The following is a 15,419-nucleotide window of genomic DNA, read 5'->3' as shown; positions in this document are numbered from 1 at the left end:
GTGGCGCGCCGGAAATCTTTCTTCTTGGCGGAAATCTTCGCACCGAGGTGAGATAATTTCCAATTGTGATTTCCGTATTTTACGATAAGTATTTCCTATGGTCACCCTGAGACAACTTCGCTATTTCGAGGCGCTGGCGCGCGAAGGCCATTTCGGCCGGGCCGCCGCCGCCGTTCATGTCAGCCAGCCGGCGCTCTCTGCCCAGATCATGGAGATGGAGGCCGATCTCGGCGCGCGCCTGGTGGAGCGCGGCAGACGGCAGATCCTTCTGACGCGGGAGGGCAGGCGGGTGCTTGCCCATGCCGGCACGGTGCTTTCCGCCATGGCCGAACTGGAGCGCGCGGCAAGGCCATCGGCCGCGCCGCTTTCCGGCCCGTTTTCCCTCGGGCTGATTCCGACGGTGGCGCCCTATCTCATCCCGAAGCTCGTGCCCTATCTGAACGCGCGGTTTCCCGACGCCGAGATCGCGCTCAAGGAAGCGGTGACCGACCGCCTGCTCGAGGATCTCGAAGATGGCGCGCTGGATGCTGTTGTCGCCGCTCTGCCGCTGGAGCGCGACGGGCTCGCGGCGCAGAAACTGTTCGACGACCGGTTCTTCATGGCGGTGGCGCGCAACAACACCACCATCCTGGCCTCGCCGCTGACGGAGGCCAGCATCGTGCCGGACCGGCTGCTGCTGCTGGAAGAGGGGCACTGTCTGCGCGACCAGGCATTGGCGCTTTGCGCGCGCACGCCGCGCCGGTCCATCGTCAATGTCGGGGCGACGTCGATGACAACGCTTCTGCAGATGGTGGCGAACGACATGGGCATGACGCTGATCCCCGAAATGGCGATCCCGGCGGAGACCGCGCGCACCGCGCTTACGATCCTACCCTTCGCCGAGCCGGTGCCGTCGCGCGCCATCGGCCTCGCCTGGCGGCGCTCGGACAAGCGCACGGATGATTTTTCGGCGCTTGCCGAGGCCGTGATCGCCTGCCGAGACGACCGGCACGGCTGATTTTTCGGCAAACGCCGGGATTTCTGTCATCGCCTTGTCGGCGGTCATGGCTATTTTGCGCAAGACACGGCATGATTGCGGGCACAAGCGCCGGGGGTGGCGCAAGGGATGACGAGAGGGACATCATGATGGACAAGACAATTCGGTGGGTCGCGGCCGCCACGCTGGCGCTTCTGCCGGCAACCGCACTGGCTGACGACGATTTCATGGTGTTCGGCGGCGACACATATGTCAGCGGCCAGACCGCCAATCTGGACACGGACAGCGGCCGCAGCGCCTTCGTTTCCGGGTTCTCCGCCTCCATTGACGCGGCGGTGACCAAGGACGCCCATATCGCCGGCGGCCATGTCAGCGTTGACGCGCCGGTTTCCGGCGATCTCTACGCGGCAGGCTTCTGGATCACGGTCGACGGGCCGGTCGGCGGTGACCTTTCGGCCTCCGGCTATTCGGTCTCGCTCGAAAAGAACGCCACGATCGGCGGCAACAGCCGCATCGCCGCCCGCACGATCGAGATTGACTCCGACCTTGCCGGCAGCCTGCTGGCGGTTGCTCAGGACATCACCATCAACACCGAGATCACCGGCGACGTGATGCTGGCCGTCGACAACCTGACCTTCGGCCCGAACGCGAAGATTAGCGGCCTGCTCTCCTATGTCGGACCCACGGATGTCGAAATTCCCGAAAGCGTGATTTCGGCCGACCGCGTCACGCATCGCCGCATCGCCGGCGCGGCGCTTTCGTCGCTGGCCCAGATGACGGCGGCGGGCGAGGCGCTTCACGACCTGCGCGAAAACGGCGCGGTGCGCACGGCAGCCGAAATCGCGGCCGGAAAGGAAGCGGTCAAGGTCGCCGGAGAGAAGACCTTCGGACACGACGATGACAATGTCTGGGCGCTGCTTGCAGGTTTCCTCGTCACGCTGATCGCCTACGTCATCATCGCCGCGATCTTCTTCAACTTCGCGCCGGCGCGCACCGAGACGATCAGGGCGCGGCTGATGGCGAAGCCCTTTGCCTCGCTCTGCTACGGCTTCCTGGCGCTATCCATGCTGGTCGGCGCGGTGCCGGTGGCCGCCATCACCATTGTCGGTATCGTTCTCATTCCCTTCGTGATCCTGCTGATCGTCGCGGCCTGTATATTGTCCTACCTGGTTGCGGCCTACGCCCTCGCCTGGGGCATCCTGTCGAAGATCAAGCCGATTTCGCCATCGCTGACGAACAAGCTGCTGGCGACCGCGGCAGGCATCGTGCTGTTGTCGATGACGCATTACCTCTGGTTCTTCGGCTGGATCATCAATCTCGCCGTGGTGCTGATCGGCCTCGGCGCCATCGCCGCCGTCTGCGGCAAGGGCATGATGGCGCGCCGCGCGGAGAGCGGCAGCGCGCCTGCGTCTCCGGCAGCGGTGGAGGACAAGCCGGCCGACGGTTCGCCGGCGAGCGACGGATCCTTCGACCCGAAGATCTAACGCCGGTTCTGAAACAGCGGGGTCCGGCTTGCCACGGGCCCCGCGCCGGTCTTTCCTGAGCGCATCGACGAATCAGGATGGATGGAGAGCGCAATGACCGAGATAGCCGGCCTCATCGAAGGCGAGGATGGGCGCAGGCGTTGCGCCTGGCACGGCAATCTGCCGGACTATCTTGCCTATCACGACGCCGAGTGGGGCAGGCCCGCCACCGACGATTTCCGGCTGTTCGAGAAGATCTGCCTGGAGGGTTTTCAGTCGGGGCTCTCATGGCTAACGATCCTGAGGAAGCGCGAGAATTTCCGCGCGGCCTTCGAAGGGTTCGATTTTCACAAGGTCGCGCTTTTCACCGAGGCCGATATCGAACGGCTGCTCGGCAATGCCGGAATCATCCGTCATCGCGGCAAGATCGAGGCGACGATCAACAACGCCGCCCGCGCCATCGAAATGGAGCGCGAGTTCGGTTCGCTTGCGGCCTGGTTCTGGGCGCGTGAACCGGGTGCGGAAGAACGGCCAGCCATCGTCGATCTCAAGACATTGCAGGCCAATCCGACCACGCCGGTTTCCGTCCGCATATCGAAGGAACTGAAGAAGCGCGGCTGGAAATTCGTCGGCCCGACCACGGTCTATGCCTTCATGCAGGCCATGGGCCTCGTCAACGACCATATCGAGGGCTGCTGCTGCCGTGGCGAGGTGGAGAGGCTGAGGGCGGAACTGGTTCGCCCGGCGCTCCCATCAGATTAGCCGATCTGCAGCACGAAGATCAGGCCGAGCGCGATGGCCGTCAGCACGCCGATCGACAGGATCGCGGTGGCGATCACCCGGCCGCCGGCGCGGCCTAGCGAGCGGATGTCGACCGAAAGCCCGAGTGCCGCCATGGCGAGCACGGTGAGCGCGTTGGAGGTGTGGGCGAGCGGCTGCACGAAGCCTTCCGGAATGGCGCCGGCCGAGCGCATCGCCATCATCAGGGCAAAGCCGATGATGAACCACGGAGCGATATGCTTCAGCTTCACTTTCGCGCCTGTCCCGCTTGATGCGGCGCGCGCGGTCATGCCGAGCGCGAAGAGCACGGGGCCGAGCATCATCACCCGGATGAGCTTGACCAGCGTGCCTGTCTGCACGGCAATCACCCCGCCCGGCTGGGCCGCGGCCAGCACCTGCGGCACGGCATAGACGGTCAGTCCCGACAGCACGCCATATTGCGGCGCGGTGAGCCCGAGGCCGACCAGGGCAAGCGGAAGCGCCAGCACCATGATGACGCCGAGAACGGCGGTGAAGGCGATGGCGGAGGCGATATCCTCCGGCTCCGCGTCGATCACCGGGGCGGCCGCCGCGATCGCCGAATTGCCGCAGATGGAATTGCCGCAGGCGACCAGCGTGGCGAGCTTGTGTTTCAGCCCGAGGCCGCGGCCGATGCCGTAGGAAATGGCGATGGCGGCAATCACGGTGAAGACGATGCCGAGCACCAGGGCCGGGCCGGCGGCTTTCAGCGCCTGAACGCTGATCGACGCGCCGAGCAGCACGATCGCCACTTCCAGCACGAATTTCTCGCAGAAACGGATGCCGGCATTGAAGGCTGCCGGCAGATAGACGAGCGAGCGGATGGCCGTGCCGATGAGGATGGCGAGCACCAGGTTTTCGATGAAGCGATGTTCGGTCAGGCGCACCTCGACCGCTTCCAGCCCGAAGGCCGCCAGCGCGACAATGCAGGAGAGCAGGATGCCGGGCGCGAGCGAGATGAAGCGTCCGGTCCAGGGATGGGTTTGTTCGGTTTCGACGGCGATGCGCATGGGGAGGATCCTGTGTTGCGCAAAGCATGTCATGCTCAAATGTCGCCTTCCATCGAATAATAATTGACGTTTCGTTCGATAAAATAGAATGTTTAGCCATGATGACCCTTGAACAATTGGTGGTCTTCGTCGCGGTTGCCGAGCGAGAGCACCTGACGCGGGCGGCCGAAGCGCTGCATCTGACCCCGTCGGCCGTTTCCAGCGCCATTCGCAAGCTGGAGGATTTCTATTCCGTCACGCTGTTCGATCGCGTCGGGCGCGGCATCGTGCTGACGGCGGAGGGGAGGGCGTTTCTGGAAGAGGCGCGGGCAACGCTCGCGCGGGTGCGGTCCGCCGAACGCGTGCTGGGCGAGCTCGGCGGGCTGGAGCGCGGGGCTCTTTCGGTCTTCGCCAGCCAGACGATTGCCAGCTATTGGCTGCCGCAGGTGCTGATGCGCTTTCACGCGCGCTATCCCGGCATCGAACTCAAGCTTGCGATCGGCAACACCATGGCTGTGGCCGAGGCCGTTGCCGGCGGCGAGGCGGAGCTTGGTTATATCGAGGGCACGCTCGACAATCCGCTGCTGGCCAAGCGTCACCTGACCGACGACGCGCTGATGGTGGTGGTCGCGCCCACCCATCCACTGGCAGACGGGCGGCCGGTGACGCCCGGCGAGCTTGCCCGGCAGGTGGCCTTCGTGCTGCGCGAGGAGGGCTCCGGCACCCGCTTCGAGTTTGAACACGCCATGGCCGATTTCGGCATTGCGCCCGAAGACCTCAACGTGGTGATGGTGCTGCCCTCGAACGAGGCGGTGCTGTCTGCCGTGCGCTCCGGCCATGCGGCGACGGCGATTTCCGGGGCGGTTGCCGCCCCCTGGCTGGCCTCGGGCGGACTGAAACGGGTCAATTTCGACCTGCCGTCGCGGTCGTTCCAGCTTCTGCGCCACAGGGAGAGGCATCTCAGCAAGGCCGCGACCGAGCTCGTCGCCTTCTCGCTTGATGCCTGAGCCGGTCAGTCGATGCTGAAGGCAAGAACGCGGGAGATTTCGGTGAGCGAGCGGCCGGACTGGGCGCGCCAGGCATTGAATGCCTTCTGCACCGCCGCCATGGATGATTTCGATGACGGCGGCTTGTCGATCACGCCCTCGGCGATCAGCCGGTTGATGACGCTTGCGGACAGCACGAAACTGTCGACGCCGGAAAAGCGCAGGAAATATTGCCCGGTATTGCCGCCGAGCCGGGTGCCGCGCTTCTTCAGCACGTCGAGCAGGCCGACATAGTCTTCTGCCGGCCAGCCGGCGAAAAACGCGCCCGCCGAGCCATGCTCTTCGGCAAGGGCGGCGATGAAACGGGCATTTTCCTGCACAGCCCGGATCTTCTGGCCGTGGCGGACGATGCGTGTGTCGGACACCAGCCGCTCGAAATCCTCGTCATGCAGCATCAGGCAATGGCCGATATCGAAGCCTTCAAAAGCTGCCTCGAAACCCGGCCACATGGCATCGACGACCTTCCAGTTGAAGCCGGCATTGAAGATTGAGCGGGTCATCATCGAGAGGTAACGGTCATCCGGCCGGTCGCGGATTTCCGCAGCCGGGGCAGGGCGCTGAAGCGCCGCCTCCACGACCTCGGCGCCGCCTTTCCGCTCCGCCGCGATGGCAAAAATCTCGTCAAAGGAATGCATGTCGTCGCCCCTCCGGTTTCGCTGCCGGCAGAATACGGCTTTCGCCGCGTTTGGAAAGCCGGACCTGCCGCCTCTTTGCGCTGCAAAGCCTTGCCGCACGGGCGCGCATCTTCTAAGACTGCGCCAGATTTTGACCGAGAGACATGATCCCATGAGCGACAAGAAGAAAAAGAAGCCGCAGAAACTGAAGGCCCGCCTGCCGCGCGGCTTTGTCGACCGCTCGGCTGCCGATATCCGCGCCACCGAGGAAATGACGGCGAAGATCAAGGCGGTCTACGAGAATTACGGCTTTGATCCGGTGGAAACGCCGCTGTTCGAATATACCGATGCGTTGGGAAAATTCCTGCCCGACCAGGACCGGCCGAACGAGGGTGTGTTCTCGCTGACCGATGATGACGACCAGTGGATGTCGCTCCGCTACGACCTGACGGCCCCGCTCGCCCGTCATGTCGCCGAAAATTTCAACGACATCCAGCTTCCCTACCGCACCTATCGCGCCGGCTATGTGTTCCGCAACGAAAAGCCGGGCCCCGGCCGCTTCCGCCAGTTCATGCAGTTCGACGCCGACGTCGTCGGCGCCCCCGGCGTCCAGACGGATGCCGAAATGTGCATGATGATGGCCGACACCATGGAAGCTCTCGGCATTCCGCGCGGGGATTATGTGATCCGGGTGAATAACCGCAAGGTGCTGGATGGCGTGCTGGAGGCGATTGGCCTTGGCGGCGAGGAGAATGCCGGGCAGCGGCTGACGGTGCTCAGAGCGATCGACAAGCTGGATAAGTTTCCGATCGACGAAGTCAAAAAGCTGCTCCGTACCGGCAGATGGGATGGCGGTGAAGAAGGTAAGGGGGATTTCACGAAAGGTGCTGGGTTGGGCGAAATACAGGCAAATCAATTGCTTGGATTCCTAACCTCTCAGCTCAAGCTTAAACGTTCAGAAGATGGTTCTTTCAGCTGGAATAGGGTATTGCTCCCCGGCTTCGAAGCCCTGCCTGAGCATCAACTTCCGTCGGATTATGGTGCGCTCAGCGCGGGTATGAGAGAGTTGCTGGACATGCAGATCATGTTCGATGCAGCGGGGTATTCTGCGGACCGCATCAAAATCGACCCCTCCGTCGTCCGTGGTCTCGAGTACTACACCGGTCCCGTCTACGAAGCCGAACTCACCTTCGATGTCACCAATGAAAAGGGTGAAAAGGTCGTGTTCGGTTCGGTCGGCGGCGGCGGGCGGTATGACGGGCTGGTGTCGCGCTTCATGGGCCAGCCGGTTCCGGCGACGGGCTTTTCCATCGGCGTGTCGCGGCTGATGACGGCGCTGAAGAATCTCGGCAAGCTCGGCGCCTCCGAGGTGATCGAGCCGGTGCTCGTCACCGTCATGGATGGCGATGCGGAGGCCATGGGCCGTTATCAGAAGATGACGCAGGAACTACGTAAAGCCGGCATCCGCGCCGAGATGTATCAGGGCAACTGGAAGAAATTCGGCAACCAGCTCAAATATGCCGACCGCCGCGGCTGCCCCATCGCCATCATCCAGGGCGGCGACGAGCGCGCCGAGGGCGTCGTCCAGATCAAGGACCTGATCGAGGGCAAGCGCTTGTCCGGCGAGATCGAGGACAATGCCGAATGGCGCGAGGCCCGCGTGGCGCAGGAAACCGTGCCGGAAGGCGATCTGGTGGCGAAGGTGCGCCAGATGCTGGACGCGCAGGCGGAGGACCGGCGGCGGGCGGGGTAGCTGAGCGGGGCAGGTAGATGCTCTCACAATCTCCCCCTTGAGGGGAGATGCCCCGACAGTGGCAGAGGGGGTGAAGCTCCTCGACAGATTCAGAACTGGCGGCCAGCGCTCCATACCCCCCTCTGTCGCGATCGCGACATCTCTCCCTCAAGGGGGGAGATTGTCTGGTGGGCATGCTCGCCCATGGGGCCATCGCATCTTTGGGGGCAGACGCCATTCTCACGAGGGGAAGCCGCCATGCTGAAATCCATCCACCACATCCAGCTCGCCATGCCCGAGGGTCGGGAAGACGAGGCGCGGGCGTTTTATGCCGGCGTTCTTGGCGTGCCGGAGGCGGAAAAGCCTGATAATCTGAAGACGCGCGGCGGGTAACGGAACGGAGCATGCTCTCATAATCTCCCCCCTTGAGGGGGAGATGCCCCGACAGGGGCAGAGGGGGGTGAAGCTCCTCGACAGATTCAGAACTGGCAGCCAGCGCTCCATACCCCCCTCTGTCGCGTTCGCGACATCTCCCCCTCAAGGGGGGAGATTGTCTGGTGGGCATGCTCGCCCATGGGGCCATCGCATCTGCGGGGGCCGAATGCCGCTCTCACAAGGGGAAGCCGCCATGCTGAAATCCATCCACCACATCCAGCTCGCCATGCCCGAGGGCCGGGAAGACGAGGCGCGGGCGTTTTATGCCGGCGTGCTTGGCGTGCCGGAGGCGGAAAAGCCTGATAATCTGAAGGCGCGCGGCGGGTGCTGGTTCGAGCGCGGCAATCCCGGAGCCGTCATCCCGGCCTTGAGCCGGGATCCAGGGCTGCAGATCGAAGTCGTACTTGATTTGCCAATTCGCTTTGCGCTGCCGCCTTGCCGTGCCGCCCTAGATGCCGGGTCAAGCCCGGCATGACGGAAGGAAAGCACGGGAGTTCCGGTGGTAGCCGCAGGAACGGGGGTCTCCTCGGCGCAGCAACCAGAACAGGCTAAACCGAACCCTGCCACCAAAACGCCATTCATCACCGCCCATGCGTTGACTTTTGCCGCAAAGGATGGTCATCGGATGCACCAACTTGAATGATGATGGGACAATGATGCCGTCCACCAGCCTGCCGGATTGCGCCGACGCGATCCTTTCCGTCTTTGCCGCGCGCGAAACGGTCCTGACCGACACGCCGCTGATCCAGCCCGCCGCGCCGTTTCTGGACATGACCGGCGAGGCGCTGCGCCGCCGCATCTTCATGACCGAGAGCGAGACGGGCGAGAGCCTCTGCCTGCGCCCGGAATTCACCATTCCCGTCTGCCGCCGTCACATCGCCGAAAATGCCGGCACGCCGATGCGCTACGCCTATTGCGGCATGGTGTTCCGCCAGGCGCGCGAGGACGGGGCGGACGAGTTCTTCCAGGCCGGCATCGAGGATCTCGGCACGGCCGATGTCGCCGCCGCCGATGCCCGCGCCATCGCCGATGCGTGGGAAGCGCTTGGCGCCTGCCTGCCGGGCGAGCCTCTTGCCGTCACGCTCGGCGACCAGGCGATTTTCGAGGCGGTGGTGCGCGCGCTCGGGCTTCCCGGTGGCTGGCAGAAACGGCTGATCCAGGCCTTCGGCAACCACGCCCGGCTTGAGGCGCTTCTGGAAACGCTTGCCCGCCCGCAGCCCGTCTCCGGCCTCGACCGTCGCGTCGCCGCCTTCCTGGCTGATGGCGACGAGGCGGGGCTGGTTGCCCATATCGACGAGACCATGCAGGCCACCGGCTATTCCACCAATGCCAGCCGCAGCCCGGAGGAAATCGCGCGGCGACTGAAGGAGAAGCTCGCGCTTTCCGTCACCAGCCTCGATGCCGATGCGCTGGAGGCGCTGACGAGTTTTCTGTCGCTCGAGGTCGGTCTTGACGCCGCATCGTCGGCGCTTGCGGCCTTTTCGGAAAAATTCGATCTCGACATCGGCGCGGCGATCGGCGCGTTCGAGGCGCGCATCGCGGCGCTTGAGGCGGCCGGCGTCGATGTGGCCGCGATCACCTATCGCGCCGCTTTCGGCCGTCCGCTGGACTACTATACCGGGCTTGTTTTCGAGATCGCCGAGGCCGGCGCGCGCGGCGCGCTTCTGGCGGGCGGCGGCCGTTATGACCGGCTGCTGACGCTGCTTGGCGCCAGCGATCATATTCCCGCCGTCGGCTTCTCGCTGTGGCTCGACCGGATCGAACGCGCCGGAGAAAAAACATGACCGTCACCATCGCGCTGCCCTCCAAGGGCCGGATCAAGGAAGGCGCGGAACAGGCGCTCGAAAGAGCGGGCTTTCCGGTCGAGACCAACGGCAACGACCGCTCCTATCGCGGCCAGGTGCGCGGCCGCCCGGATATCGAGATCGCCTTTCTCTCGGCATCCGAGATTTCGCGCGAGGTCGGCAACGGCGCGGTCGATTTCGGGGTTACCGGCGAGGATGTGGTGCGCGAGAACGTGGCGGACGCCGATGCCCGGGTCGAATTCGTCTCCCGCCTCGGTTTCGGCCAGGCCGATGTGGTCGTCGCCGTGCCGGAGATCTGGCTCGATGTCGACACGATGGCCGATCTCAATGACGTGGCGTCCGAATTCCGCAGCCGTCACGGCCGCCGTCTGGCGATCGCGACGAAGTTCTGGCGGCTGACCCAGCAGTTCTTCACGTCGAAGCACGGCATCCAGCTCTATCGCATTGTCGAGAGCCTTGGGGCGACGGAAGGCGCGCCGATGGCGGGCCAGGCCGACATCATCGTCGATATCACCTCCACAGGCTCGACGCTCAGAGCCAACCACCTGAAGATCCTCGCCGATGGCGTGATCCTTAAATCGGAGGCCTGCTTCGTGCGCGCGAAAAAGCCTTCGCATGAGAGCGATCCGGTGATCGGCGAAATTCTCGCGGCGATGCGCGGATAAGAGGCGACGCAACCCCTTGTTGCCGGGCGCGCGGCTGATCCACCGATACTTGGTGACGATTTAGAGGAATCGTCATTTTTTCGTGCGGATGACACCTTTTTGCCGTTTTAATGACAAGCATGGACTTGCGAAATCAATCCGCACTGCACATCTGGCACTTATCCGCAAAACATTTTCAGGAGCGTCCATGTCGCGCTTGTCCGATTTCCCGATTACCCAGAAATGGCCGCCGAAAGACCCGGACGTCATTCAGCTCTATTCGCTTCCGACCCCCAATGGCGTGAAGATTTCGATCGCGCTTGAGGAGCTCGAACTGCCCTATGAGGCGCATCGCGTGTCCTTCGGCACGGACGACCAGATGTCGCCGGAGTTCCTGTCGCTGAACCCCAACAACAAGATCCCGGCGATCATCGATCCGCACGGCCCGGAAGATACGCCGGTCGGCCTGTTCGAGTCCGGCGCGATCCTGCTATATCTCGCCGAAAAGACCGGCAGGCTGATCCCCAACGACCCGATCGGCCGCTATGAGACGATCCAGTGGGTGATGTTCCAGATGGGTGGCGTCGGCCCGATGTTCGGCCAGTTCGGCCACTTCTACAAATATGCCGCCGACAAGGTCGCCAACAATCCCTATCCGGTGGAGCGCTACAAGAAGGAAGTTCGCCGGCTGCTCGGCGTTCTTGAAGGGCGCCTGCGCGATCGCAAGTTCATCATGGGCGAGGATTACTCCGCATATTCGATCGCCGACATCGCACTGTTTCCCTGGGTGCGCGGACTGTCGGTCGGCTACGATGCGGAGGATGTTCTGAGGGTTTCCGACTTCAAGGCGGTCACCGCCTGGGTCGAACGCTGCTCGGACCGACCTGCCAGCGTCAAGGGATTTTCGGTGCCGGCAGAGGTCTGATCGGGCCCTGCAGAGTGGTTTCAAAAAGCGCGGCCATCACGCCGCGCTTTTTTGTCATCTGCGCGCGTTTTTTGTGAGGAACCGTTTCGCTGGGGCCCGCGTTTCTCCCGCACAGGAAAGCAAGACAGCTTTCCAACGAGGAGATCATCACATGACCAGACAGAAAACGCTCGAGGACCTGTTCCTCGACACGCTCAAGGATATCTATTTCGCCGAGCGCCAGATCGTGAAGGCGCTGCCGAAAATGGCCCGCGCGGCACAATCGGATGACCTGGCCGAGGCCTTTCGCAATCACAGGGAGGAGACGGAGGGCCAGATCGAACGCCTGCAGGAGGTGTTCGAGCTTCTCGGCAAGCCGGCGCGGGGCAAGACCTGCGAAGCCATTCAGGGCATCATCGAGGAAGGCGAGGAAATCATCGAGGATTTCAAGGATACGCCAGCGCTCGATGCCGGCCTCATATCGGCCGCCCAGGCCGTGGAGCATTACGAGATGGCCCGCTACGGGACGTTGATCGCCTGGGCGAAGCAACTCGGCAAGAAGGATGTCGCCAAGCTTCTGGAAGAAACCTTCGAGCAGGAATCAACGGCTGATCTGGAGCTTTCCAAGCTCGCCGAAAAGTCGCTGAACGCGCATGCCGATGCGGCGTGAGGCATGGCCTGAAACCAAAGGCAAGGAAAGGGCGGCCACGCCGCCCTTTTTCACGTTCGGGGTTCTGAAAAAGCCGGGACCTCAGAACTTGAAACCGATACCGAGCATCAGGCTTGCCTGACTCAATTTGCTGTCCGGCAATCCGGCCATGCCGGTCGCCTGGGTGATGATGTCGGTGGAGCCATAGTCGCTGTAGCTCGCCTTCAGGCGGGCAAAGACGTTATCGGTGATGGCGTAATCGACGCCGGCGCCGAGCGTCCAGCCGTTCATCACTTCGTCATAGCTCTTTCCGGTGAGCGAGAACGATCCTTCGAGGCGCGTCGCCGTCCAGCCGCCGCTTGCGAAGACGAGAATGCGATTGAAGGCGTAGCCGACGCTTCCCTCCACGCTTGCCCGCCACTCGGTCCCGAAGGTCACGCTCTGGCCGTTCAGGATGGGGTAGGGCGAAACAATGGCGTAGGAATTGTCATTCCAGTTATAGCCAAACTCGCCGTTGACGCCGACGACAAAATCATTGGGGAACTGGTAGTAGTAGCCGCCAAACGCAGCCGCAGCCCCGCCGTCTGCGCTTTCCGTCTTGGTTCCGGTGAAAAGGTCATCAGGCACTTCGCCGGCGACCCAGCCATACCCGCCCTGGGCGCCGAAGTACGCGCCGGTCCAGTCGTAGGCCGCAGGCATCGGCGGGGCCGGGGCAATCATGGGATCGGCAGCCTGAGCGGAAGCAGCGGACGCTGCGGCGACAAGCGCCAGAAGATATGCTTTCATCTTAAGAGTTCACCCTGCATGTTCTTTGTATCACGGCGCACAGCAGCGCCGGGGGTCACATGCGGTCTACTCTCGAAACGCAAAATGAAACGCAACGCCTGTTCGCAGCTTCTTCTGAAGCCTGTCAACTTCAGCAGGCGTCGGCCTTTTCCGCAATTCAAATATTAGCATTTGTTCATGTTTTTGACGGTTGCGGCATTTACGCCGCAGTCCGGAAAAGCCCGTTCTGCCCGAAAACGCAAAAAAGGCGCCCCGAAAGGCGCCTTTCCGAAATTCCAATGGTCGAGCTGGGCGCTCGGCAATCAGGCTGTCGCCTGATTACATCATGCCGCCCATGCCGCCCATTCCACCCATGCCGCCCATGTCGGGCATGCCGCCGCCGGCCGATTCCTTCTTCGGCGCTTCGGCGATCATGGCTTCGGTGGTGATCAGCAGCGAGGCAACCGACGCTGCGTCCTGCAGGGCCGTGCGGACAACCTTGACCGGGTCGACGATACCCATGGCGATCATGTCGCCATATTCGCCGGTCTGGGCGTTCCAGCCGTAGTTGAAGTCGTTGTTCTCAAGGATCTTGCCGACAACGATCGAGGCTTCGTCACCGGTGTTGGTGACGATCTGGCGGGCCGGAGCCTGCAGAGCGCGACGAACGATGGCAATGCCGGCGTCCTGATCGGCGTTTTCGCCCTTGGACTTGACGGCAGCGGAGGCACGCAGCAGGGCTACGCCGCCACCGGGAACGATGCCTTCCTGAACGGCAGCACGGGTTGCGTTCAGGGCGTCGTCGACGCGGTCCTTCTTTTCCTTCACTTCGACTTCCGTGGCACCGCCAACGCGGATCACGGCAACGCCGCCGGCGAGCTTGGCAAGACGTTCCTGCAGCTTTTCGCGGTCGTAGTCGGAGCTGGTTTCCTCGATCTGGGCCTTGATCTGGGCAACACGCGCCTCGATGTCGGACTTCTGGCCGGCACCGTCGACGATCGTGGTGTTTTCCTTGGTGATCGAGACCTTCTTGGCGGTGCCGAGCATGTCGAGGGTAACATTCTCGAGCTTGATGCCGAGGTCTTCGGAGATCACCGTGCCGCCCGTCAGGATGGCGATGTCCTCGAGCATGGCCTTGCGACGATCGCCAAAGCCCGGAGCCTTGACGGCAGCGATCTTCAGGCCGCCGCGCAGCTTGTTGACGACGAGCGTTGCAAGAGCTTCGCCTTCAACGTCTTCAGCAATGATGAGGAGCGGCTTGTTGGACTGAACGACCGATTCCAGAACCGGAAGCATGGCCTGCAGGTTGGAAAGCTTCTTTTCGTGCAGCAGGATGTAGCAGTCTTCCAGCTCGGCAACCATCTTCTCGGAGTTGGTCACGAAGTAGGGCGACAGGTAGCCGCGGTCGAACTGCATGCCTTCAACGACTTCGAGCTCGGTTTCGGCGGTCTTGGCTTCTTCAACCGTGATCACGCCTTCATTGCCGACCTTCTGCATGGCGGCGGCGATGTCTTCGCCGATCTGCTTTTCGCCATTGGCGGAGATCGTGCCGACCTGGGCGACTTCGGCCGAGGTGTTGATCTTCTTGGCCTTGGCGACGAGTTCCTTGGCGACTTCGGCGACGGCGAGGTCGATACCGCGCTTGACGTCCATCGGGTTCATGCCGGCAGCAACGGCCTTCGAACCTTCCTTGACGATGGCCTGGGCCAGAACGGTCGCCGTGGTGGTGCCGTCACCGGCATTGTCGTTGGTCTTCGAAGCAACTTCGCGGACCATCTGGGCGCCCATGTTTTCGAACTTGTCTTCGAGTTCGATTTCCTTGGCGACCGAAACACCGTCCTTGGTGATGCGCGGAGCGCCGAAGGACTTTTCGATAACAACGTTACGACCCTTGGGGCCGAGCGTGACCTTTACGGCATTGGCGAGAATGTCGACGCCGTCGAGCATCTTTTCGCGGGCCGTGCGGCCGAATTTGACTTCTTTGGCAGCCATTTGAAAACTCCTGGTTTATCAAACCTTGATGGGCTCAAAAGCCCGGCTGAATGGAATGGTAAGCGTCAGGGATGACCGCCGATCAGGCGACAACACCCATGATGTCGGCTTCCTTCATGATCAGAAGGTCTTCGCCGTCGAGCTTGACTTCGGTGCCCGACCACTTGCCGAAGAGAACGCGGTCGCCGACCTTGACGTCGAGCGCGACAACGTTGCCGCTTTCGTCACGTGCGCCGTTGCCGACGGCGACGATTTCGCCTTCCTGCGGCTTTTCCTTGGCGCTGTCGGGGATGATGATGCCACCCTTGGTCTTTTCCTCGGACTCAACGCGACGTACGACGACGCGGTCGTGCAGGGGGCGGAAAGAAATGCTTGCCATTGTCTGTACCCTCGATCAAATGACATTCGCAGCCGCATTTGCGGCCACCTGGATAAGTGTTAGCACTCTAGTTGGGTGAGTGCTAATGGCGGAGATTTAGGAGGTGGGGTGCGGCGTGTCAAGAAATCGGCGAAAGAATTTTTATCGCGTCCGACTAAGGGCCAAGGTCCGGGATTTCGACCTTCATACAGATTATATGCGGCGGCGATAACCCTGAGGCGGTTTTTT

The 15,419-nt window shown here is 62.7% G+C and carries 14 protein-coding genes and 2 pseudogenes; 11 read left to right on the top strand and 5 right to left on the bottom strand.

Annotation, left to right across the window (positions count from 1 at the left end):
* The first annotated feature begins 97 nt into the window (after positions 1 to 97).
* The 3 genes from GGR30_RS19810 (at position 98) to GGR30_RS19800 (ending at position 3,201) form a co-directional block, all read left to right on the top strand.
* Entirely contained in the window at positions 98 to 997 is a 900-nt protein-coding gene (locus GGR30_RS19810; protein WP_183490212.1) for a hydrogen peroxide-inducible genes activator, read from the top strand.
* Between the two features lie 125 nt (positions 998 to 1,122).
* Positions 1,123 to 2,460: a DUF8173 domain-containing protein gene (locus GGR30_RS19805; protein ID WP_183490209.1), complete on the top strand. Its 1,338-nt coding sequence runs from the start codon at positions 1,123 to 1,125 to the stop codon at positions 2,458 to 2,460.
* A gap of 93 nt (positions 2,461 to 2,553) precedes the next feature.
* Positions 2,554 to 3,201, top strand: coding sequence for a DNA-3-methyladenine glycosylase I (locus GGR30_RS19800; protein ID WP_246414047.1), 648 nt, complete (start codon positions 2,554 to 2,556; stop codon positions 3,199 to 3,201).
* Here the strand turns inward: GGR30_RS19800 and GGR30_RS19795 are convergent.
* Positions 3,198 to 4,247, bottom strand: coding sequence for a YeiH family protein (locus tag GGR30_RS19795; protein ID WP_183490204.1), 1,050 nt, complete (start codon positions 4,245 to 4,247; stop codon positions 3,198 to 3,200). The genes GGR30_RS19800 and GGR30_RS19795 overlap by 4 nt on opposite strands.
* 101 nt (positions 4,248 to 4,348) lie before the next feature.
* Here GGR30_RS19795 and GGR30_RS19790 point away from each other — a divergent pair, with 101 nt between their 5' ends.
* A complete protein-coding gene (locus GGR30_RS19790) occupies positions 4,349 to 5,233 on the top strand; it encodes a LysR family transcriptional regulator (RefSeq protein WP_183490318.1) in 885 nt (294 codons plus the stop codon).
* Between the two features lie 5 nt (positions 5,234 to 5,238).
* Here the strand turns inward: GGR30_RS19790 and GGR30_RS19785 are convergent, their stop codons facing one another.
* On the bottom strand, positions 5,239 to 5,907 hold the full coding sequence (locus GGR30_RS19785) for a DNA-3-methyladenine glycosylase I (protein ID WP_183490201.1): 669 nt from the start codon (positions 5,905 to 5,907) through the stop codon (positions 5,239 to 5,241).
* 151 nt (positions 5,908 to 6,058) lie between these two features.
* Between GGR30_RS19785 and hisS the strand changes: the two genes are divergently transcribed.
* The 7 genes and pseudogenes from hisS to GGR30_RS19750 all read left to right on the top strand — a co-directional run bounded on the left by hisS (position 6,059) and on the right by GGR30_RS19750 (position 12,076).
* Entirely contained in the window at positions 6,059 to 7,639 is a 1,581-nt protein-coding gene (gene hisS, locus GGR30_RS19780; RefSeq protein WP_183490198.1) for a histidine--tRNA ligase, read from the top strand.
* A gap of 237 nt (positions 7,640 to 7,876) precedes the next feature.
* A pseudogene (locus tag GGR30_RS23615) lies at positions 7,877 to 8,008 on the top strand (VOC family protein); the annotation flags it as partial.
* A 238-nt stretch (positions 8,009 to 8,246) separates the two neighbouring features.
* Positions 8,247 to 8,396: pseudogene (locus tag GGR30_RS19770) on the top strand (VOC family protein); the annotation flags it as partial.
* Between the two features lie 313 nt (positions 8,397 to 8,709).
* Entirely contained in the window at positions 8,710 to 9,837 is a 1,128-nt protein-coding gene (locus GGR30_RS19765; protein ID WP_183490315.1) for an ATP phosphoribosyltransferase regulatory subunit, read from the top strand.
* Positions 9,834 to 10,523: an ATP phosphoribosyltransferase gene (gene hisG / locus GGR30_RS19760; RefSeq protein WP_183490195.1), complete on the top strand. Its 690-nt coding sequence runs from the start codon at positions 9,834 to 9,836 to the stop codon at positions 10,521 to 10,523. Before GGR30_RS19765 ends, hisG begins: the two co-directional genes overlap by 4 nt.
* A 187-nt stretch (positions 10,524 to 10,710) precedes the next feature.
* Positions 10,711 to 11,427 carry a glutathione S-transferase N-terminal domain-containing protein gene (locus GGR30_RS19755; protein WP_183490193.1) on the top strand — a complete coding sequence of 239 codons (717 nt, stop codon included), beginning with the start codon at positions 10,711 to 10,713 and terminating at the stop codon, positions 11,425 to 11,427.
* Positions 11,428 to 11,578: 151 nt separating this feature from the next.
* Positions 11,579 to 12,076, top strand: a complete 498-nt coding sequence (locus tag GGR30_RS19750; RefSeq protein ID WP_183490190.1) for a YciE/YciF ferroxidase family protein — start codon at positions 11,579 to 11,581, stop codon at positions 12,074 to 12,076.
* An 81-nt stretch (positions 12,077 to 12,157) separates the two neighbouring features.
* On the opposite strand, the gene GGR30_RS19745 is transcribed toward GGR30_RS19750, so the two are convergent.
* The 3 genes from GGR30_RS19745 to groES form a co-directional block, all read right to left on the bottom strand.
* Positions 12,158 to 12,841, bottom strand: coding sequence for an outer membrane protein (locus tag GGR30_RS19745; protein WP_183490187.1), 684 nt, complete (start codon positions 12,839 to 12,841; stop codon positions 12,158 to 12,160).
* A 318-nt stretch (positions 12,842 to 13,159) separates the two neighbouring features.
* Positions 13,160 to 14,812, bottom strand: coding sequence for a chaperonin GroEL (gene groL, locus GGR30_RS19740; RefSeq protein WP_183490185.1), 1,653 nt, complete (start codon positions 14,810 to 14,812; stop codon positions 13,160 to 13,162).
* 82 nt (positions 14,813 to 14,894) lie between these two features.
* The gene (gene groES / locus GGR30_RS19735; protein WP_183490181.1) at positions 14,895 to 15,191 is read right to left on the bottom strand and encodes a co-chaperone GroES; all 297 of its coding nucleotides are present in this window, start codon (positions 15,189 to 15,191) and stop codon (positions 14,895 to 14,897) included.
* Positions 15,192 to 15,419: the final 228 nt, after the last annotated feature.

It is taken from the genome of Martelella radicis, assembly GCF_014196625.1.
GTDB lineage: Bacteria > Pseudomonadota > Alphaproteobacteria > Rhizobiales > Rhizobiaceae > Martelella > Martelella radicis.
This window is presented reverse-complemented; position numbering and strand designations above follow the sequence as displayed.